The sequence below is a fragment of the Dictyobacter vulcani genome, assembly GCF_008974265.1.
Lineage (GTDB): Bacteria > Chloroflexota > Ktedonobacteria > Ktedonobacterales > Ktedonobacteraceae > Dictyobacter > Dictyobacter vulcani.
This window is the reverse complement of record NZ_BKZW01000003.1, coordinates 386,670-407,783: the sequence shown is the minus strand read 5'-3', so window position 1 is coordinate 407,783 and position 21,114 is coordinate 386,670. Positions and strand designations below refer to the sequence as shown.

Below are 21,114 nucleotides of genomic sequence, written 5' to 3'. Positions count from 1 at the left end.
CATTTGCAGTACAAAGTTTCTGACAGGCAAGCTACGTTTTAGCCGCTAATCCTTGCTTACACCTTACTGCGACACAATATACAAGAAGTATTAAATGGATAAGATTTTATGTGAGCTATCAATTATTAAATATTTACTACACGAAAAAATATTTAATGGGTTTTTAATGATTTTTATCTCATTAAACAGGCAAGCAAAAAACAATATTTATGTATGGTTGCTTAGTTTTTCTCTAATAATTCTATTGACATGCACAACATTAAACTCCCAATTTCACTCCTGATTTACGCAGAAATATAATTGTTGAGTTTACTATTCCCCTTGAATCGTGTTTAAGATAGTTATCAGGAATTATTCGTGTCCTACATGGAGGTATAACATGGAAGTTACAGTTGTACAGTTAATTGTATGGATCGTGATTGCCGCACTGGTCGGTATCCTGGGTGAAGTTATTGCGGGTCGCCGAGCGCCTGCTGGTATCCTGGGCGGCATTATGATTGGCCTCTTCGCCATTTTCTTGATCGTTGGCTTCTTTCATTTTCATATCGCAGGTGAACCAAGCATCGAAGGTGTGCCTATCGTCAGTACGATTATTGCCGCTATTATGCTGGTCATAGTCTGGAGTAGTCTTTCATACAATCGTCGTTAAGACATCATATGGCAAACAAAAACCGGAGGGGAAGTATATCACCTCCGGTTTTTGCTGCCATAAATTATCCATAATATCTAGACAAAACAGTCCCCGCTCTGCTATGGTATGCGTATGAAAGCATCTCTCTTCTTCCTTGGCGGTACGCTGGTGTTACAGGGCGTTCCGGATAGCTTTGAAGCGCCTCCACCATTTCAGTTCGTGCATAATCGCTGGTGCTGTGAGGCGTATCATTATCCAGCCTTGCTTTCATGGCTCAAGGAAAACAAGATCCGCAATCAGGTGCCGCGCTGGCAACGTTTGAAGTTGTCACTCCATGATCCACGCGAACCACATGATTATCAATTGGAAGCGCTGGCCACCTGGTTAGAGGCAGATAAGCGTGGGAGCGTGGTGATTCCAACTGGAGCCGGCAAGACGTTTATTGCCTTACATGCCATCAAGCATGTCAATGCCTCGACACTTGTGCTGGTGCCAACCGTCAGCCTGCTGTATCAATGGTATGTGGTGCTGACCAATATGTTCCAGACTGAGATCGGCGTCTACTACCATGCGGAGAAGCGCGTCTTGCCGATTACGGTAACAACCTATCATTCGGCCGGAGATATGATCGCGGAACATGGCAATGAGTTTCGCTTGCTGATCTGTGATGAGGTTCATCACCTCCCCGCAAAAACCTGGGGCGAAGCCGCCCTGATGACACCCGCACCTTATCGACTGGGGTTGACCGCGACATATCCCGAGGATTCAGAACAGACTGGCGAGCGCTGGAGATTGGATGATCTGCTGGGTCCTATTGTCTATACGAAGCGCATGGAGTCGCTGCTGGGCCAGCAACTGGCGGACTATCGCACACAACGCATTCGGATTAATCTGACGGAAAAAGAGCGCGAAGAGTATGATGCCACCTATGCGATCTATACTTCCTACATCCGTGAACAGCGCTTGCGAAGTAGCCATGGACCACACTGGCTACAGGAATTATTTCGCCTGTCAGCCTATGATCCTCGGGCGCGTCAGGCCTTGCTGGCCCGGCAGCGCATCTGGGAGATTATCGAGGGCTGTCAGGAAAAGCTGTCGATGCTGGAACAGCTTTTGCGCGAGTATGCGCAGGAACGGATTTTGATCTTTACGGAATCTAACACACTGGCGTACAATCTTTCACGGCAATATTTAATTCCTGCCATTACCCATGAGACCGGTGTGGCCGAGCGCAAACATATCCTTGAGTCCTTTCAAGCAGGCCGCTATCGCGCTCTGGTGACAGCTAAAGTCCTCAATGAGGGGGTGGATTTGCCTGAAGCCAAGATCGCTATCATACTGGGTGGTAGTTCCAGCAAACGCGAGTATATCCAGCGACTCGGCCGTATCTTGCGCAAACAAGAACTAAAGCAGGCAGTATTATTTGAGATCCTGGCACGCAAAACGATTGAGGAAAGTAAAGTCCAACGCCGTCACGTGCCTAAAAAGGATTGTTGATGTTAACAAGTGAATTGATCCGTCCCCAGCTACGTTTTCACGGCAAAAGCGTCTCGATTGCAATGGTAGATCAACAGGATCCTAAACGCCGACAGATTGCTGCCGAACTGATTGAGCTCTTTCAATCCCAGCGTGACCGCACGCAGGAAGCCTGGGAGCAGGCATTGACGGCATATGTTGGTTCACGGATCGATTATATTTTTGTGCGTGGGCTGGCTAAAGTTTTAGTTGATAATGCCACCTTCACACCACTACCAGCTCCGCAAACGCCTACAGTTGTGCGCGAAACCATGTTTTCCTATGGACCCGTCTTTCCGAACAGCGATATGCTGCATCCAGTTTCACGGGATGGCGCGCTGGCCTCAGTGGCTCAGAATCTACAGTTGTCGCCAGAGGAGGTTGAAGCATTACTCTTTGCGGATCGCCATGCTTCCTATCGCCTGACAGATACTGGACCCGACTGGACGCCTGCCATGCTACTGGCACGCTATAATCTGGAACTGGCACGCGGCGTACTCTACTGGGCCTCTCATCTTACGATTGAGATCGCCGATAACTATAAAGATATCTGGAAATTCATTAAACTGTTCAAACTGATGTTTATCGCGCACTCCCTCTCTACGGGAGGATATCGCATTGAGCTTGATGGACCTATCTCGCCTTTTGTCGGCGCAACCTTGCGCTATGGACGACAGATGGCAGCCTTTCTGCCCGCGCTTTTTCTCTGTGAGCAGTGGAAGATGCACGCCACGGTCTATCCACCTCAGGGGCGCGGAGCGATGAACTATAAAATGGACCATACCAGCAACTTACAATCCCATTTCAAGCGCTCGGGAGAGTTTGATAGCCGTCTGGAAGCTGATTTCGCGGCTGAATTTGCGGCCAAAATCGGCGAGCGGCGCGGCAAATGGAGGCTCCTACGCGAAAGCGAACTGCTCATCCTCGGCGATACCGTCATGATTCCTGACTTTGTGATGGTCGATAGCCGTGACGAACATCGGCGTATCCTCATCGAATTAGTTGGCTTCTGGCATCCCGACTACCTGCGTCGCAAGCTTGAAAAAGTACATGCCGCCAACTGCTCCCATCTCCTTTTGCTCGTCTACAAAGGTCTCAATGTCACTGAAGAGGACTTCCAGGGCGTCTCCAGTGAAGTCCTCTTCTTTCCCAATAAACCGGTGATGAAAGATGTTATGGCCACCGTTGAGGCGATGGCCCAACGCCTCTATGGTCCTGCCCCAGCCTGAATACTTTCCATCAACCCGGGCAAGCTAAAGAAGCTATTTCCCGGCCAGGCGAGCAACCACAGGAGCAAAGTTTTCCATCTGTCTTTCAGAGACCTGGATATAGGAGAAGCCCAGTTCTTCGCGCTGCTTCAGGAAATGCTCAACAGCCTGTTCGGTGCTCATCGGCGTATTTTTGATCGGCATCGGAGGACCAGCAAGCACGCGAGGAATCTCCACAGAACTATCTGTAAGCACCAGATTAAAATCTGACTGGCACAGTTCTAGCTGATCAAAGCGTTCTCCAGCAGCTTCACGAATCCAGTCGATTTTTTGGGCAATGGATGCATCGGTTGGGTCGACTTCTCGTGCCGCGTATTTAAGGTTAGGAGCAATACTATTGGCCTGCTGCGCGGCGATAGAGAGTAAACGGCGTCCCGCGCTGCCAATAAAAATGGGGGGATGGGGTTGCTGAACGGGACGGGGAAGTCCTGGCAGGTCGGTAATCGTGTAGTATTTGCCAGTAAAATTGACGCGTTCCAGAGTAAAGAATTGCTTGATGATACTGATCGTTTCTTCCACCCGACCAACACGGATACCAGCAGATTCAAATGGCAGGCCCATCTGTGTGTAATCCATGGGACCTACACCGGCTCCGAGACCAATTTCAAAGCGGCCATCCGACAGCATATCCAGCGTGGCAATTTCTTTGGCCAGGATAGCGGGATGGCGATAATCATTACAAAAAACATAGCTACCCACGCGTAGCGAGGTCGTAACCGCCGCGGCAATACTCAGTGAGGCAAAAGGAGCCAGCCCCATCTGCATCCGATCTGGCAATAAGAGGGTTGAATAACCAAGCTCCTCCAACCGTTGAGCATATGTCACCCAGGCCTGACGGGACTGAGCGCTTCCACCAACAACTCCAAAACGAAATGGTCGTTGCATCATGCTTTTTTCCTTTTTGCTGAACCATCCATCTACAAGCAAGCTCTTTACAAAGCTCGCACGACGGCTCTATTATTAGGTAGACAGTCTATACAAATCACGATTAAATTAACTATACTGACTATACAATTAAATACAGAGAGGCGTCAAGTTTTATCATGAGTCCTCGTCCCTATCGACTCGGTCAACGACAGGCAAACACGGAACAGACCAGAAGTCGTATCATCAATGCTACCCGTGAATTATTAATGACCAGCCATGGTTTTACGCAATTTTCCATTGATCTGGTCGCACGTCAGGCCGATGTAGCCCGCATGACAGTCTATCATCAGTTTGGCTCGAAAATAGGATTACTGGAGGCTCTATGTGATTCACTGGCGGCCAGTGGAGGAATGGAACAACTGGCGAGCGCCTTTCAGCAGCCAGAGTCACGTGATGCGCTGAGCGCCTATATCACCACCTTTGGCCATTTCTGGGATGCGGATCGCCTGGTGACGCGACGATTACGGGCACTGGCTGCCCTGGATCCAGAATTTGAACAGGTGTTGCACTCACGAGATGAGCGCCGCCGCAAGGGAGTACGAACGCTCATTGAACGCATGGCGGCACAGCACGGCTGTCCTGCACCCGAAAAAATTGAGGACGCTGTCGCAATACTCTTTACACTCATCAGTTTCGAGAGTTTTGATAGCATAGCAGGCAATACGCGTAGCCTGGAGGAGATTACCCCGCTTATCTGTCAGCTATCGCAAACAGCCATCGAACATCTCAGATAGACTCAAAGTATGCCTGGCATTGTGCTCAGCAACTATCTGAGATATCCATGGCTCGTGAAGACTAAATCGATATAACTGGATGTTAATCCACCGATTTTTCGGAGGCGCACTCTAAGAGCGACATCGCGATGGGCAAGGCTTCAGTGGCATCTTCATGCCATTGATAGTAGCCCAACCAGAAATGGGCCTCCGTAATCAGGTCGCGCACACTGCCTGTACGCAGCAGGCGCGCGATACGCTCTTCGTTATCCTCTCCTTCTTTTTGCAAAGGAGAAATAAATTGTTCTTCCATCTCGGATTCGTCTGACATAATGTTTCACTTTCGCTCTGGAACGCTTCTAGCGTGCTGCTTCGACTTGCGCAAATACCTTTTCAAACAGGCTGACGATTTCGTCAGTGCTCATATCCAATGAGGCGTCGCCAACCGATAACTCAAACTTTTGATAGGCAGGCAACTGCGTAGGACTGAGAGAGCCAAACAACCAGGTTCCTGTCTCTTCGGCAATATCGAGGGCGGACTCGACCAGTTGCTCACGGTCGCCACGCATAAATACGTGCATCATATGGGTCTGGGGCACGGCTGGCAGAATCTCAATCTGCGGGAAAACAGATAAGGCAGCGGCGATGGCAACGGCTTTTTCATGATAGGCCTGCATGCGTGGTAAGCGCTCGGCCAGTCCTTTACGGGCAGCTAATACGTAAGGATACAGTTGATACAAATTACCACCCTGGCGACGTTGCCAGATCCGCGCTTCAGCAACCATATCCGCAGGACCAGCCAGGACGGCGCCAGAAATGCCACCCAGGCTTTTATAGAAGGAGACATAGACACTATCAAACAGGCCAGCGATTTCAGCATACTCACGTTGATAATACGGTTTGCATTCCCAGAGACGCGCTCCATCCAGATGGGTAGCAATGTTATGCTCACGAGCCCAACCAGTGATCGCGGTCAGTTCATCCCAACTGGGAAGCTGTCCACCAATCTCACGCTGCGGCAACTCCAGCAGCAAAGCGCCCAGCGGCTCAGCCACTGCCTTGAGATCATCCAGTGTTAGAAGCTGATATGGAGAACCAATTAACACGGTCTCCAATCCATGCAGACGCTGGAGACCCTGGAACTCATGCAGTTCCAGATGCGAGGTCGGATGATAGCCAACGCGTGGCAGGTGCCGACGATCGGTCCAGATCCGTAGAGCAATCGGCTGACACATCGTCCCGCTCGGCATAAAGACGGCCGCCTCTTTGCCAAGTAGTTGGGCAACCTCAGCTTCAAAATCTCGAATAATATTTCCTGCGCCATAAACGTCAGGTGACTCATCTGCTCTCACCGTCTCGGCCAACTCATGCAGGATACCTGCTAGCGACTGAGGATAATGGCCCATCAGTGAGCGGCTACACGCCTTACGAATCTGCCTTGGATCTCGTTCCTTCGTCATGATTGCGGTCCTTCTAGTGCTCTGGAAGTACACTGCCAGAATACAACAATGCTGATTACATACATCTCATCTACATAAAATTGTAGCATACATAGATATGATTAGCGATTTTTATTCAGGTAAGCTCCGCTGATCACGGAGCCGCTCCACCTGCGGACGAAGCACACGCTTATTTTGCTGAGGATTGACCACAGAAGGATCGGGCACCCATTCCAGCACACCTTTATCCATGGCGCGCACAATACGCATGCGATTTGCCTGCGTATTCTCGCCAAACGCCAGGGCCGCCGCATTACTGATCGTAATCAAATCATCCACCGAGATCCACCAGCGTGTACGCGACAGCAGGATCCCGATCTCTGTTTTCCAGAAGGCATCTGGCAACTGAGCCTGAAGATGGAGAGCATTGCCCGTCAACACCTTTACTACACGCGCCAGCGCGGCCTCCACCTGACTCACCATCTCTATAGAGCGCGAACATTCGCCATTAGCCACCTGGATTAACAACCTGAGATCATCCGCTAAAAAACCCTGCTCTCCCAGCGCTGTAGCCAGTTCCTGCTGCTGCTGCTGAACCAGCATAGTTATCTCCTGCGCAAGCATATCATCAAAAAGAGCCATACATTGCCCACCTTTCACCCATCGCGTAGCTTCGTGGCTTGCCCCACGATTACCGCGAAGATCCACACATTCGCCCTACGGTATCCATGCCATGACCGCATTTCGCATTATAGCAAAACTAACGTTAGTTATCAAATCTGGGTTTTGTATGTCAGAAGATCCATCCATCCTGAGCTACAAAAAAGCTATCACATCCTATGTTCCACAGTTAGACCAAACATGGCCTGATTAAATGTTGGCTGAAGTCGAAAATGAGTTCAAATTTGTCGTGGAAATTGTCGATTTCACCAGAAGCTATTCATCATTTCCACGAGAACAACAATAGTGTTGATCTCTTAAAAATTCAGACTATTGAAGAGCAGGATATATCCTGCTGCAAAGCAGAACTAGAAACGGACTGCATGCAAAATTACTATCTTTTTCACGCCTCTCGCGCTGATTTATTACGCAGAAATAAAGACTGGCCTGCCGCCCGACAAGCATATCAAACAGCATTGAGCCTGACCCAGAATAGAGTTGAACAGGCCTTTCTACGCCGACGTTTAGAGGACATTCAGGTATCCACAACAAGCCAATAATACTATCAAGCTTGCTTAGGCCAGCGCTATATATCAGCCCAACTACTCATTCCTCATTTCCTATACCTCAGACATAGCTGCAATTAAAACACTCTATATGCTTATGGACTTGACCTGGTGTTTTATGATGATAAAAGCTAAAAAGCAAGAAGAGGAGATAAAAAGACATGGATAGTCTACAGCAGACAAATGATCAGCCAGTTATCAATATTGTTGGCGAAAAGGTTGCACTGGGTCCTATTCGTCGGGAACTGGTACCGCTGTATCATCGCTGGATCAACGACTTTGCCGTTCTGCGCACCCTGTATATTCCTCGTCCTTCCACCCTGGAGGAGATAGAAGCCTACTTTGAGAAGGATGTAGAGCAAGAAAAAGTGCGCCGCGCGGCCTTTTTCACCGTCTATGATCGCGCAACGATGGCGCCAATTGGTCGTACCGAACTGGACAGCATTAATCATCGCGATCGTAGTGCCAGCTTTGGGCTTGAGATCGGGGAAGCCGAATATCGTGGTCGTGGCTATGGGAGCGAGACTGCGCGCTTAATGCTGGACTATGCTTTTACGGTCATTGGTCTGCACAGTGTCAATCTTGAAACCTGGGAATATAATCTGGCCGGCCAGAACGCCTATAAGAAGGCCGGCTTTAAGGAATATGGGCGGCGGCGGCAGGCCAAATTTATGCGTGGCCAGCTCTGGGATATCATCCATATGGATTGTCTGGCGACCGAGTTTGTCAGTCCTGTCCTCCATGAGATTATGGTGCCCGATAAACCTCGCACATAACCAAACTATCCTACCTACTATCACAAAGAGATCAAGAGATGTCAAGAGAGGGTCCTTGCGAACATAAATAAGGCGCAAGAACCCTCTCTTTCAAGTAAACATTAAACGCGTTCGCTGATCGCTTCCTGCTCCTCCAAACGGAACACGCCCCGCTCCTCTTGATAGGAAAAGATCTCTGCATATCGTCCCCAGTTAATGGCGGTTTCAAGCTGAGCCCAGGATTCATCTTCGCTGAAGTGCTGCTGCAATTCATTGAGGAAGTGTTCTTCAGGCAGCGTGTGGCTGGGTTCACCAGATAAATCACGCACAATATGTCGCAACATGGTAACGTTTTTAATGGCCTGCTGGCGGAAAAGATCTTTCTCTTCCTGTACGCCCGCCTCGGCGAAACGCTTCCCGATTTCAGTCAACACAAAATCACCTTCCCGGGCTTCAGCAAAACCAAGCATATTGGCGGCATCAATCATGGGCAACAAGTCATCAACTTCTAACTGGAAATCACGGCCCAGTTGATAGATATCCTCTCTCCCCCCTTTAGAATGCACAAGCTCGATCAGGCCGGTGACGTCACTGATAGCTACGTGTGGTAATACCTGATAAGGCTGTTGTTTGGGCGCTATCAGTTTACTGGTAGTGGTTGATGGCATCAAGCTGGAAATGTCCGCGCGTGGACTGGTCATGATACGATAAATCAGATCGACGGTCTTTGTGTAGTTATCATTCGTAGCGTTTCGCTGCTCGATTGGCAGTCCTGGCAGTTCAACGCGAATAATACCAGGGTTGGCCCCCAACACAACAATCCGATCCGCCATTAAGACGGCATCTTCAATATTATGGGTAACCATCACGATCGCACGGGTCGGGATCTTATGTTCACGCCACAGGCTAAGTAACTCTTTGCGCAGATTAGCAGCGGTCAAAACATCCAGGGCACTAAAAGGCTCGTCCATAAACAGTAGCTCCGGCTCGACAACCAGCGCACGTGCAAATCCAACGCGCTGGCGCATACCGCCTGAGAGTTCCTTAGGATAAGCATCTTCAAAGCCATCAAGGCCAATCGTATCAATAGCGGACAATGAACGGCGCATGCGTTGGGTCGGTGGTACTTCCTGAGCTTCCAGACCCAGTTCGACATTTTGCAGCACGGTTAGCCAGGGGAAAAGAGCGAATGACTGAAACACAATTGATAAATGCGGATTAGGACCCTGCTGGGGCAGATCTTTGAATAAAACCTGTCCCTCACTCGGCCGCAATAGTCCAGCCAGGATACGCAGCAGCGTGGATTTGCCAGAACCTGAGGGTCCAAGCAAAGCAACAAATTCGCCTGCCCTGATGGTCAGATTGATATCATCCAGCACTACTGGAGGATTAACACCACGTGGTCGTTTACCATCCATATCATAGATTTTCTTGATGTTGCGTGCCTCAAGCAGCGCTTCGCCAGCCTGGATATTGAAATTAGTCATGCTTCTCTTCTCCTCTTAGCTCAAAGTATAACGGCGCTCGGCCAGACTATAAAGACGCTTCCAGAGCAAGCGATTGATTAAGATAACGACGGCCGCCATCAATAACGTACCTGCCAGCAAGAGCGAGAAATTCCCTTCCGCGCCTGCCGCGGCAATTGACGCTCCCAGGCCTGGTGTGCTGAACGTTTTACCATTAAAGGTGACATATTCCGAGACCACACTGGCATTCCAGGCTCCGCCGCTCGCCGTTAACATGCCCGTAACCAGGTAAGGAAAAATCGCCGGTAGAATTAAGGTTCTCCAACGGCGCCACGCACGCACATGATAAATGGTCGTAGCTTCCTTGAGGTCGCCTGGAATAGACATGGCACCGGCAATAATATTAAAGAGCAGATACCATTGGGTTCCCAGCAACATCAACAAAACAGCGGCTAACGAGAGTCCACCTGGCAAGCCGATCAGCCCCACGAGCAAAATAGGAAAAAGAGCGGTAGCAGGAATCGATGCCACGACCTGCACGATTGGCTGCAAGCGCTTTGACCATTTAGGCGAAAGCCCAATCGCCACCCCCACTGGCAACGTCCAGGCCAGGCCAATCAGCAGGGCAACCAGGGTGCGCAAGAATGTCGCTCCGGTAGCAAGCAAGAGTTGTCCCCAGGTCAGCAAAGTAACATTCTTCAATAAAATGAGCATAGACCATAGACCAAACAAGACACCACCCAGGAGCAACAGTCCTAGCATACCCATAACCAGACTGCGCACCGTGAAACGTGGCCCATGCTGTTTCGGTTCCGTCACAAAACTGCGTTCACCTGGCAGCGGTTGGAGCCTGTTTAAGATGCGTGTCATAAAAGCGCCCACACGCTTAAAGATGTGTTGATTGATAGCACTGATCAAAGCCGAACGCCGTAACACATTCAGGACCGGAGAAGAAGGAGCATCACCTTCACTATTCATCTCCAGCTTAAACCTATCCGCCCAGGCAACCAATGGACGCCAGAAGAAGAAATCCAGCAGAATAATTAAAACGATAAGTGTGAATAACCCCAGTATTAAGGCGCTGCTGTTTCCTGTACTGGCGGCCGTCTGCAGATAAGATCCCAATCCGGGTAACTGAAAGGAACGCGAACCCAGCACCAGTTGCTCAGAAGCCATCAAGAAAAACCAGCCACCAGCCCAACTCATCATACTATTCCAGATTAACCCGATCATTGAGGCGGGCACCTCTAACTTTAAAAACTTCTGCCACGGACGTAGACGGGCGATGGCGGAAAATTCCTTTAAATCCTTAGGAAGGGTACGAGCGGAATGATAATAGCTAAAAGTCATATTCCACGCCTGGCTGGTAAAAATCAATACCACGCTGGCCAGTTCCAGACCGATATTAGAATTTGGAAAAAGCGCAACCAGTGCCAGCACCACGCCTGGAAGAAATGAAAGGATCGGAATACTTTGTAGAATATCGAGTAAAGGTACCATCACCACATTGGCACGTTTATTCGTAGCAGCGATATGACCATAGATAAAGGTAAAAATGAGGGACAATAGATATGCCAGCAGCATCCGTAATACAGAATAGCCTGCATACACTGGTAATGCGGTCGGTGATAAATCAATATGAATAGTTGGTGTGAGTGGAGCCGTCCAGCGTGATGCAGCGGCAATGATCAAAGAGACAACGGCAACCAGAGCCAGAGCAATCCCAAGATCAATCAGTCCCAGACGTTTGCGCGTCTCCTCGTGCGGCGGGCGACTCTGTCGTGGCGAGCTAGAACCACCCTGGAGTTGCTCGCGCTCCTGGGCGTTTTCAGGGATATAAACCTGAGCCATCTCAGTACCTCCATCTATACTTCCTTGTTTGGTGGACAGCACAGAGGAGAAGACCACAAATAACCCGGTTTATAGTTTCCTGCAACCATATCGGTTATCTACAGGATACAGGTCTTGCATAGTCATCGCTCTCGCTGTCCGAATTAGCGCTACTGAAAATTGAACAATTATACTTCGTTGTTCAGCATCGGCATTCATGCCAACTTACCTTCTCTTTCCATCATTGGCAGGATCAAATATAAAAGTGATGTATTAAGGATAATATGAGATCAACAACTCCAAAAAATGGCACAAAAAAACCACCATCAGTGGTGGCACAACCATCTTACCGAAAAACATGTACAGCCATTACAGCAGCAATATAGATGCCTTCTGCTGAAAGTCAGCCACAGAACCTGGAGAACCTGTTATTTCTCTCCAATAACTATCACTATTATGAGTGTCAGGATGGAAACAAAAGAATGCAGACATTTCGAAAGAACTAGTCGGACCATCGTCCATCAGGAAATCACCTTCTTTCAGTAGGAAAACATTTTTTTCTCTTCTACTATAGCCTTCTTGATTTGCCCTTGTCAAGTTCAGTTTTTATTAAGTCAGGGTTATTTAATGCTCTTCGCTGGCGCCTGCAGCGCGGGATTAGGGTTTATGGTGTGGGACGCGCGCAGTGACCGCACGTCCCACACCATAAACCCGTGAGGAGTGATTCGCCTGCTGTGCCTGTGCACCTCTGATCTGAGCAAAAAATACCCTTGTTATTGAGCCCAAAAAAACAGGGATAGCCACTGTTGATGGTGGCTATCCCTGTTGTTATAACACGCCAGATCCGTTAGAGGATTGACCAGTAATCGGCGGCATCATCGGCGTTCTGTTCGGCATTGGTGGAGGTAGAAACAATCGTTTCGCTCCCACCCTGCATGATGGCACGCATACGGCCAGTTGCCTGACGGATAGGCCCGTTCTCATATGCAGATAGAGAACCTGGACGCGGAGGGGCAGTTTGCGTCACAGGTTGCACTGGAGCAGCCTGAACACGCACCGGCGTCTCCATCTCTGGTTTCGCTTTCACCTCTGGGCCAGCAGGATTCATTACTGCAGGCACCCGCACAACTGGCTGTACAATACCCTGATTCATCATCTCGTAATATTCAGTCAGCCGTAACGCAATCAGTTGTCCAGGGTTATCAATCATATGGTGTTTGACAGCATCCTGCCTCAGTGCCTCTAATGCTTCAGAGTCCTTCAACAGACCAACGGTGAAATGTAGGAATTTCTCTGATGAAGATTGTGTCATATGATTATCTCTCTACCTTATGATTTAGAATATATAATTTAAAATATACGAATACGCTCAGAATTCCCATTACTACTATTGGTGATACTTCCTGACTGTACTTTACGAATCAGGAGACGACCAGCCAGAGTACAATAACCAATACAGTTGGCGTGAATGGGATCATCAGGCCGGGTGAGATGGGGGATACGCTTTTTCAGGAAACTATAGAAGTAGAAGACGCCACCACCAATATTAAGGACTGGCTTGAAGCTGGCGGCTACCGCGTCGCGATCGCTCTGACGCCAGGCTGATGCCACAAACGATACGATCTCGCTACCAACCTGTTCCACCGCTTCCTTGACCAGACGCTCAAGCTCATAATGGCCAATCGTCTGTCCATACGATGAGATTTCAGGATAACGGGCGATCTCCCCTTGCTCTTGCGCCGCGTAGGCATGCATAATTTCACGGGACTCAAACAATGACAGCGGACGATCGTACTTATTCTCAAAGGAATCCATCACCATCTGGGTAGCGGTTTCGACCCCAACTGGTTTACCTTTACAATACTCGACAACGGGTACCTGGCCACGCGCCACATACAGGTCGGTGGTACGTCCGCCGATATCAATCACAGCGCTCTCAGTCATTTTGTTGCTGGAACGATCGTTGTATGCGATCAAAGCGCCCGCACCTTCCATCACCACGGTTGCCAGTTCAACCACGATCCTGCGCGGCGTTGTCTCATCGTTAAGTGTAAATGTATAGGTGCCGTCTAAAGATTCTTTGATGGCCGAACGTAGAGCAGCATTTTTAATATATGTCTCTGCGGGCAAACCTGTGACGACATAAATACCAAATTCTGTATCAGGGATCAGCGTCGCAGCAATCGTCAACAAGCCGCGCAGGCTAAAGCGGCTGGAATAACGTTGAATATCGCCTCGTCCATGATACACTTCAACCGCTTGCTGCAAGGCCAGATCACCAATCGCATATGCCGCTTCTTCTTCTTCAAAGCGCATAACGTGTACATTCGATTGATCGACGTTGACACCCAGGTTGCGTAAAGCTGTGGGATCAACTTTAGCAAAAGCAGTCGGAATGCTCAGCGATACGGTCTTTCCGTTAATGACGGTAACACCACCTATTTCAGCATTACCAAAATCATGTCCGTAAGGATACCATTTCATTGATTTCGAACTCTCTTCTGTGACTTCTCAGGATCAAATAAGTGATACAAATCTACAAACAGAAAATATTATTTCATTTAAATTTTGCACCAAGCTACATCAACATGCATAACATTCTGACTCATGATGGTACTAATGTCAGTAATAGTTGATGGCACGTGCAAATTCGTTCTCCGACACCTCACGCCTACAGCATGAGATAACAGGGAAGCTATTTAGCTTTCCATTTGTGTGCGTTCTGGGCGGAAAGCAGGCATACAAAGGGACCAGTATTCACATTGGGCGTCCTCACGAGCATTGCTGTAGATGACGCGGGTACCACGACCCACCAGACAGGTTTCGCCTGCTCCTATTTCAATCCGCTGGCCATCGGCCTCGATAGCCAGCACACCCTGGACCCCGATCACAACCTCATCAAACTCGGCGATCTGGGCTGGCTCCCGCCAGGCTGGCGGCGCGAACATATGTGCCAGACTAAAACCATCCTGTTTGGTATTTAAGACGCCGAAGTGTTCATCAATAATCTTTCCATCTTCACGCGGAAAAATACTCCCATGTTCTACTTTCTGCAACATATCATCTACCCTTTGCATTTTTATGCTACCGATAGCCAGAGCATTTATGCACCTGTGGCTGTGTATCGATAGCTATTACTATTCTATAGTATAGGCGATAGTGCAACAGTATGTATATCTGGATACAAACAAGTCGACTTTTTGTTTCCTTTTTATCTGTCACCAAAAACATTCATCTGCAAATACTGTATTTTGCGTTGCTCATTTGATCTTCAATCAATTGACATTGTATGATGAGTTAAAGCTGAACAAAAAAGATCTCTGGTTGAATAGAAGATAGGTATAATTCAGATGAAAGTAACTGTTTGCGAGCTCCCTGATAACCGCGATGAATTTGAGTCCGCCTGGAAAGATCTGCTTGCCTATGTACGGGAACAGCAGAGTGAGTTAGTGCTTCTGCCCGAATTGCCATTTGTGGCCTGGTTCGTCAGGACCCCGCAGTTTGATGCGCAGGTCTGGCAACGGGCGCAAACGGAACATGATGCGATGATGAAGCAGATATCAGCGCTGGCACCTACAACTGTTCTGGGAACCAATCTGGTAACTGCAGGGGATCAGCATTTCAATCGCGCCTTTACCTGGACTGAGGCGCAAGGATATCGGGGGATTCACGATAAATATTATTTCCCGAATGAAGAGGATTTTTATGAGCGCAACTGGTTTGATCGCAATCAACGCGATTTTTCATTAGCGCGTGTACAGGATCTGGCGATTGGCTTTTTGATCTGTACAGAAGTGATGTTCAATGAGTGGGCCAGATATTATGGTCGTCAGGGAGCAAATATCATTGCGGTCCCTCGCGCCTCTTCACTAAATATTGAGCGATGGATGGTTGCGATCCGCATGGCAGCGATTGCTTCCGGTGCCTTTGTGCTCTCATCTAATCGCGTCGATGAAAACTTATTCGCCGGTCATGGTGTAATTATCGATCCCGATGGTGAGGTACTGGCCACCACTTCGCGTCAGACGCCATTTGTCACGGTTGATATTGATCTGGCAAGCAGTGCAGCCGCAAAAAAAGTCTATCCACGCGATGTCCAGGAATAAGCGCCCAACCCATTTCATCTTGACTGACAGGCAAAAAATCAGTCTCTTAAAGTGAGCGTAAATAAGCTACAGGTATGCATCCCAGCATGTGTTATACTTGACGTTAGTGCTCAATGGGACAGCACCTGTAGCAATGTTAGCTTAAAGGACGCGTCATGGATGTCACTTCATCTTCACCAAACACAACCAGATCTTCCAATGGAGCAGGCTGGCTCTCCGCTCGTGAGATGCACATCTTAGAAACTATTTGTGATACCTTTTTCCCAGCCCTTACCCCTCCTGCTGGAGCCTCACCAGCCAGGGCCAGCTATTATCAGAGTAAAGCCAGTGATCTACATCTGGCCCTGCTGATCGCCGAAACCTTAGGACAGGAAAACGAGGAATCGCAAGCTGATTTTCATCGTTTGCTAACACTATTTCAGAATCCTGCCACTGGACTCCTGCTGGCTGGCCAGGCCCGTCCATTTAGTGATCTGCCACTGGAACGGCGCGAAAAATATTTACGGGCCATGGCTCATAGTCCGCTGGCACAGTTACGACAGGGCTATCAAGTCCTTAAACGCTTGAGTGGCTTTCTCTTCTTTGCCACCCCCGATCCCCAGGGACGCAATCCAACCTGGGAAGCACTCGACTATCAACCGGCAGAGCCACCACCACCTGTTGCCCGCCCGCTCAAACCATATGAGATCAAGCAGGATACTGTGCTGGAATGCGATGCGGTCGTGATCGGTTCTGGCGCGGGTGGCGGCGTGGTTGCAGGTGAACTGGCACTGGCCGGCAAAAATGTGATTGTGCTCGAAAAAGGTGGCTACCATAGTGAGGCCGACTTCAGCCTGCAAGAAGCCCAATCCATGTCTGATCTCTATCTTAAACGCGGCTCACTCACCTCCAGAGATGTCGGTGTCTCTATTCTGGCCGGTAGCACCCTGGGTGGTGGCACAATTGTCAACTGGGATACCTCGTTTCGCACGCCACCGGATATCCTGTCCGAATGGGAAGAGACATCAGGCCTCAAGGATGTATTTACTGGTACATCACTACAAGAAAGCTTCGCAGCGGTTGAGCAGCGCATCAGCATCAATACAGAGAATAGCGCCCATAATCGCCAGAATCAATTGCTTTTTGATGGCGCTCGAACGCTTGGCTATCATGTTGACAGTTTACGCCGGAATGCGATTGGCTGCGAGCAACGTTGCGGTACCTGTGGCTTTGGCTGTCGCTATGGCTGCAAACAATCAACCTTGAAAACCTATCTACAGGATGCTTATGAGCACGGAGCCCGGATTCTTGTAGATTGCAGTGCCGAGCGGGTGCTGATTGAACAGGGAAAAGCGGTCGGCGTCAAAGCAAGCGTCCATGAACACACCACAGGGAAAAATTACCAGGTCACCATTCATGCACGCACAGTCGTCGTGGCCGCTGGTTCACTCCACTCACCCGCCGTCCTCCTCCGCTCCGGTCTGACTAACAGCCACATTGGTCGGCACCTCCACCTGCATCCAACCACCACTATAGCCGGTCATTATCCCGACAAAGTCTATCCCTGGCAAGGAGTCATGCAATCGGCATATAGTGATGAATTTGGACATCTGCATGGGAATTATGGCTACAAGTTAGAGGTGCCTCCTGCTCATCCAGGACTGCTGGGCATGGGCTCGGCATGGCATTCCGCCCGTGATTATCGTGAGTCAATGGAAAAGATGGCCCACCTCGCGACATTTATCATTTTGACACGTGATAAAGGCGAGGGACAAGTGACCCTGGATAGCCATGGAGAGCCGGTCATCGATTATGTAACCTCGGTCTTTGATCGCCAGCATCTCTTGCATGGCATGCGCCAGGCCGCCAGGATCCATTTTGCCGCCGGAGCCTCTGAAGTCGTTTCGATCCAGAGCAAACGCAGCCAGCTTTCTCGTCAACAGCTTGACACATCTGGTGAACGTGCCTGGAAAACATTTGACCGCCAGCTAGAACGCAATGGCTTAGGAGTGAACCGCCTGATTGTCTACAGTGCCCACCAGATGGGAACCTGTAGAATGGGCAAAGATCCTGCCCAATCAGTAACCGACGCCCATAGCCAGGTCCATGGCGTACAGGGACTCTTTGTCTGTGATGGCAGCGTCTTTCCAGCCGCCAGCGGCGTCAATCCCATGCTCAGCATCATGGGCCTCGCCCATCAGGCCGCCCAATACATCAAACAGTAGCGGCAGCCCTCGCGGCTGCGGCCTGTTCACGTATGAACTGGATCGGGTTTCGCGCTACGTTTTTGAACCCTCCTGCTGGTTGAGTAACTCATATGATCCATCAGGCGTGTATCAAGGTGGAATGTTTCCACATAACTAGCGATCGGAGCCATATGATGGATTTACAATTAAAGGATAAAAAAGTCCTGGTGACAGGCTCAACCATGGGCATTGGCAAAGCTATCGCCGCCTCATTCGCCCGTGAAGGTGCCCAGGTTATTCTCAATGGACGTACAGAAAAAAATGTCCAGAAAACCTTACAAGACCTTCAAGCCAGTATTCCACAGGGAAAATTTGCTACGGTGGTGGCCGACCTGAGTACCAGTGAAGGTTGTCAGAAAGCCATCACAGAACAACCAGACGTAGATATTCTAATCAACAATATGGGCATCTTTGAAGCAGTGGATTTCTTCGATACGAATGATGAGCAGTGGCAGAAAATATTTGAGACCAATATCATGAGCGGGGTGCGGCTCTGTCGCTATTATCTTAAACGCATGATGGAAAAGCGCTGGGGGCGCATCATCTTTATTGCCAGTGAATCAGCCGTCTCGCCTGCACCTGAAATGGCTCATTATAGTGCCACCAAGGCCATGCAACTCTCAATCTCTCGCAGCCTGGCTGAGATAGCCAAAGGTACACGGGTAACGGTCAATACAGTGCTACCGGGCTCAACGCAAACCGAGGGCGTAACAGATTTTATTCAATCTCTCTTTCCTGGTGAGAAACCAGATATTGCCGAACGCAAATTTATGCAGGAAAATCGTCCAACCTCGCTGATAGAGCGCCTGATTCAACCCGAGGAGGTGGCCACCTTCGTCACCTTTGTGTGTAGCCCGCTGGCGTCAGCTGTCAGTGGAGCTGCTCTGCGGGTGGATGGTGGTCTAATCCGCAGCATCATCTAAGGTATTCGGTCCAATAACTCTATCCGACATCCCCTTGACAAACGATTCTTTTCGGTTTATTATATCAACAACGGATACATCCACAGCAGATATAAACTAGTGATTTTGATCAGGAGGGGATCATCAAAAAGAACAAAGACGAACCGGAGTCACTCTTGCCGCTGACACCCGCAGTCTTTCACATTTTACTGGCCTTAACCGATAAGGAGCGCCACGGCTATGGCATTATGCAAGAGGTGACGCGGCGCACCAATAATCAGATGCATATGGGTCCTGGCACCTTATATGGCTCGATCAAACGCATGATGGCGGATGGCTTGCTGGAGGAATCTGGCAACCGACCAGATCCTGATCTGGACGATGAGCGTCGGCGCTATTATCGGCTCACAGATTTTGGTCAACGGGTCGTACGCGCTGAAGCCAGGCGGCTGGAACAACTGGTCAGCATCGCTCAGATGAAACATCTATTGCAAGGAGAGGCTTAAACGTATGGCGTCATTCCACTGGATGCAATCCTGTTCCGAACGGCTCTATCAATGGCTTCTCCTGGCCTATCCATCTGAGTTCAGGCGCGAATATGGACGGGAGATGGTCCAGACTTTTCGGGACTGCTATCGCGAAGAGCTGGATGCTGGCGGAACATTACGACTTTTACCTTTCTGGAGTACTGTTTTTTATGATTTTGTTAAAAGTGTTTCAATTGAACAATTTCTCCATCTAAAAAAACTGGTTCTATTCGATAAGGAGTATCAGATGCTTAATGCCCCTCTACACTTACAGGTTGCACAGTTAACTGATATCGGTCGTACCCGTCCTACTAATGAAGATAATTTGATTGCAGTATTACCAGATAACGATAACATTATGAGAGCCAAAGGCGCCCTCTTCGTTGTCGCCGATGGGATGGGCGGTCATTCATATGGCGAACTTGCCAGTGAACTGGCCGTGAAGACGATTCAAGAAGTCTACTATCAAGACAGCTCTAATGATATTCCCACTGCTCTGGGCAACGCTCTTCGGCAGGCCAATACCGTCGTCTACGAAACAAGTCAGGCTAAAATCCGGGAAAATTCTGAACTGAGTAGTAAAACCATGGGTACCACCTGCGTCGCCATGGTGCTCAATAATCACACACTTTATGTCGCCAATGCAGGCGATAGCCTGGCTTACCTGATTACTGATCAGGAGATCAAGCAGCTGGCCGAAAATCATAGTCTGGTAGCACAGGAAGTGCTGAAAGGAAATATGACTGCCGAGGAAGCCCTGACCAGTCCTTCACGCAATGTCATCACACGCTGCCTGGGTACCAAGGAACAGGTAGAGGTGTATCTCAGTGCTCCCATCCAGGTAAAAACTGGCGATATCCTGTTGCTCTGTACCGATGGTCTACACGGTCTGATCTCGGAAACTGAGATTCGCTTGATTGTGGAAAATAATACGCCGGAAGAAAGCTCGAAGAAATTAATTGAGCGTGCCAATGAAAACGGCGGACCAGATAATATTACTGCCATTGTCGTTAAAATCGATTAAACAAACAGAAAAAAAAGGAGTGGTCAGTCAAAGACTGATCGCTCCTTTGTCGGTTCGTAAATATCGCTAATTAGTAGCGACCACCGCGATATCCACCACCCTGACCGCCACGGTCGTTGTAACCACCACCGCGGTTACCACCACCAGCAGGACGCTCACGGGCTTCGTTTACCGTAATGGTGCGGTTGCCCAGCATAGAACCGTTCAGCTGATCAATAGCTGCGCGAGCCTGATCATCATCTTCAAATTCTACAAAACCAAAACCTTTGCTACGGCCTGTCTCACGATCTGTGATTACCGTGGCAAAAGTCACATTGCCAATCTGGCCAAAAACGTCACGGAGCTCTTGCTCATCGGTCTGATAAGGAAGTCCACCAACGTAAAGTCTCATATCTTGTGCTCCTGTGTTGACATCTCTCCACAGATTGACGCTCGAAGAAACCATTTCTCACAGAAGCGCTACAATTCTTTTTGATGTCATACACTATATACAACGTACCTACTGAATGATATATTCCCCGATTTCTGCCAATTTTGCTATCTTTAAAAAAAGAAGAACA

General features: G+C 49.1%; 21 protein-coding genes. 11 read left to right on the top strand and 10 right to left on the bottom strand.

Annotated elements, in window-relative coordinates; all coding sequences use genetic code 11:
• Window positions 1–379 precede the first annotated feature (379 nt).
• From KDW_RS25960 to KDW_RS25950, 3 genes are all read left to right on the top strand, one after another.
• Entirely contained in the window at window positions 380–649 is a 270-nt protein-coding gene (locus tag KDW_RS25960; RefSeq protein ID WP_151758830.1) for a transglycosylase, read from the top strand.
• Between the two features lie 114 nt (window positions 650–763).
• Complete coding sequence (locus tag KDW_RS25955) at window positions 764–2,128, top strand: DEAD/DEAH box helicase (protein ID WP_162005613.1); 1,365 nt, start codon at window positions 764–766, stop codon at window positions 2,126–2,128.
• The gene (locus KDW_RS25950; RefSeq protein WP_151758828.1) at window positions 2,128–3,375 is read left to right on the top strand and encodes a DUF790 family protein; all 1,248 of its coding nucleotides are present in this window, start codon (window positions 2,128–2,130) and stop codon (window positions 3,373–3,375) included. The genes KDW_RS25955 and KDW_RS25950 overlap by 1 nt, the downstream gene beginning before the upstream one ends.
• A gap of 33 nt (window positions 3,376–3,408) precedes the next feature.
• Here the strand turns inward: KDW_RS25950 and KDW_RS25945 are convergent, their stop codons facing one another.
• A complete protein-coding gene (locus KDW_RS25945) occupies window positions 3,409–4,302 on the bottom strand; it encodes a TIGR03621 family F420-dependent LLM class oxidoreductase (protein WP_233097913.1) in 894 nt (297 codons plus the stop codon).
• Between the two features lie 155 nt (window positions 4,303–4,457).
• Between KDW_RS25945 and KDW_RS25940 the strand changes: the two genes are divergently transcribed.
• Complete coding sequence (locus KDW_RS25940; protein WP_151758827.1) at window positions 4,458–5,075, top strand: TetR/AcrR family transcriptional regulator; 618 nt, start codon at window positions 4,458–4,460, stop codon at window positions 5,073–5,075.
• Between the two features lie 82 nt (window positions 5,076–5,157).
• Here the strand turns inward: KDW_RS25940 and KDW_RS25935 are convergent, their stop codons facing one another.
• From KDW_RS25935 to KDW_RS25925, 3 genes are all read right to left on the bottom strand, one after another.
• Window positions 5,158–5,385 carry a hypothetical protein gene (locus tag KDW_RS25935; RefSeq protein ID WP_151758826.1) on the bottom strand — a complete coding sequence of 76 codons (228 nt, stop codon included), beginning with the start codon at window positions 5,383–5,385 and terminating at the stop codon, window positions 5,158–5,160.
• A gap of 28 nt (window positions 5,386–5,413) precedes the next feature.
• Window positions 5,414–6,514, bottom strand: a complete 1,101-nt coding sequence (locus KDW_RS25930; protein ID WP_151758825.1) for a threonine aldolase family protein — start codon at window positions 6,512–6,514, stop codon at window positions 5,414–5,416.
• 111 nt (window positions 6,515–6,625) lie between these two features.
• Window positions 6,626–7,135, bottom strand: coding sequence for a hypothetical protein (locus tag KDW_RS25925; RefSeq protein ID WP_151758824.1), 510 nt, complete (start codon window positions 7,133–7,135; stop codon window positions 6,626–6,628).
• A gap of 263 nt (window positions 7,136–7,398) precedes the next feature.
• Here KDW_RS25925 and KDW_RS25920 point away from each other — a divergent pair, with 263 nt between their 5' ends.
• Window positions 7,399–7,713: a hypothetical protein gene (locus KDW_RS25920; RefSeq protein WP_162005612.1), complete on the top strand. Its 315-nt coding sequence runs from the start codon at window positions 7,399–7,401 to the stop codon at window positions 7,711–7,713.
• 167 nt (window positions 7,714–7,880) lie between these two features.
• A complete protein-coding gene (locus KDW_RS25915) occupies window positions 7,881–8,495 on the top strand; it encodes a GNAT family N-acetyltransferase (protein WP_151758822.1) in 615 nt (204 codons plus the stop codon).
• A gap of 101 nt (window positions 8,496–8,596) precedes the next feature.
• Here KDW_RS25915 and KDW_RS25910 read toward each other — a convergent pair whose 3' ends face one another.
• The 5 genes from KDW_RS25910 to KDW_RS25890 all read right to left on the bottom strand — a co-directional run bounded on the left by KDW_RS25910 (window position 8,597) and on the right by KDW_RS25890 (window position 14,829).
• The gene (locus KDW_RS25910; protein ID WP_151758821.1) at window positions 8,597–9,961 is read right to left on the bottom strand and encodes an ABC transporter ATP-binding protein; all 1,365 of its coding nucleotides are present in this window, start codon (window positions 9,959–9,961) and stop codon (window positions 8,597–8,599) included.
• Between the two features lie 15 nt (window positions 9,962–9,976).
• Window positions 9,977–11,791: an ABC transporter permease gene (locus KDW_RS25905; RefSeq protein WP_151758820.1), complete on the bottom strand. Its 1,815-nt coding sequence runs from the start codon at window positions 11,789–11,791 to the stop codon at window positions 9,977–9,979.
• A gap of 826 nt (window positions 11,792–12,617) precedes the next feature.
• Window positions 12,618–13,082 (bottom strand): hypothetical protein, encoded by a 465-nt coding sequence (locus KDW_RS25900; RefSeq protein ID WP_151758819.1) that lies wholly within the window; start codon window positions 13,080–13,082, stop codon window positions 12,618–12,620.
• Window positions 13,083–13,120: 38 nt separating this feature from the next.
• Window positions 13,121–14,254: a ParM/StbA family protein gene (locus KDW_RS25895; RefSeq protein WP_151758818.1), complete on the bottom strand. Its 1,134-nt coding sequence runs from the start codon at window positions 14,252–14,254 to the stop codon at window positions 13,121–13,123.
• 215 nt (window positions 14,255–14,469) lie between these two features.
• Window positions 14,470–14,829 (bottom strand): cupin domain-containing protein, encoded by a 360-nt coding sequence (locus KDW_RS25890; protein ID WP_151758817.1) that lies wholly within the window; start codon window positions 14,827–14,829, stop codon window positions 14,470–14,472.
• 291 nt (window positions 14,830–15,120) lie between these two features.
• Between KDW_RS25890 and KDW_RS25885 the strand changes: the two genes are divergently transcribed.
• The 5 genes from KDW_RS25885 to KDW_RS25865 all read left to right on the top strand — a co-directional run bounded on the left by KDW_RS25885 (window position 15,121) and on the right by KDW_RS25865 (window position 20,554).
• Entirely contained in the window at window positions 15,121–15,876 is a 756-nt protein-coding gene (locus KDW_RS25885; protein WP_151758816.1) for a carbon-nitrogen hydrolase family protein, read from the top strand.
• 155 nt (window positions 15,877–16,031) lie between these two features.
• Window positions 16,032–18,080 carry a GMC family oxidoreductase N-terminal domain-containing protein gene (locus KDW_RS25880; RefSeq protein WP_151758815.1) on the top strand — a complete coding sequence of 683 codons (2,049 nt, stop codon included), beginning with the start codon at window positions 16,032–16,034 and terminating at the stop codon, window positions 18,078–18,080.
• A gap of 155 nt (window positions 18,081–18,235) precedes the next feature.
• Window positions 18,236–19,024: an SDR family NAD(P)-dependent oxidoreductase gene (locus KDW_RS25875; protein ID WP_151759078.1), complete on the top strand. Its 789-nt coding sequence runs from the start codon at window positions 18,236–18,238 to the stop codon at window positions 19,022–19,024.
• A 155-nt stretch (window positions 19,025–19,179) separates the two neighbouring features.
• Complete coding sequence (locus tag KDW_RS25870) at window positions 19,180–19,509, top strand: PadR family transcriptional regulator (protein WP_233097911.1); 330 nt, start codon at window positions 19,180–19,182, stop codon at window positions 19,507–19,509.
• 4 nt (window positions 19,510–19,513) lie between these two features.
• Window positions 19,514–20,554, top strand: a complete 1,041-nt coding sequence (locus KDW_RS25865) for a PP2C family protein-serine/threonine phosphatase (RefSeq protein WP_151758813.1) — start codon at window positions 19,514–19,516, stop codon at window positions 20,552–20,554.
• Window positions 20,555–20,624: 70 nt separating this feature from the next.
• On the opposite strand, the gene rbp is transcribed toward KDW_RS25865, so the two are convergent.
• The gene (gene rbp / locus KDW_RS25860) at window positions 20,625–20,945 is read right to left on the bottom strand and encodes an RNA-binding regulator (RefSeq protein ID WP_151758812.1); all 321 of its coding nucleotides are present in this window, start codon (window positions 20,943–20,945) and stop codon (window positions 20,625–20,627) included.
• Between the last annotated feature and the right edge of the window lie 169 nt (window positions 20,946–21,114).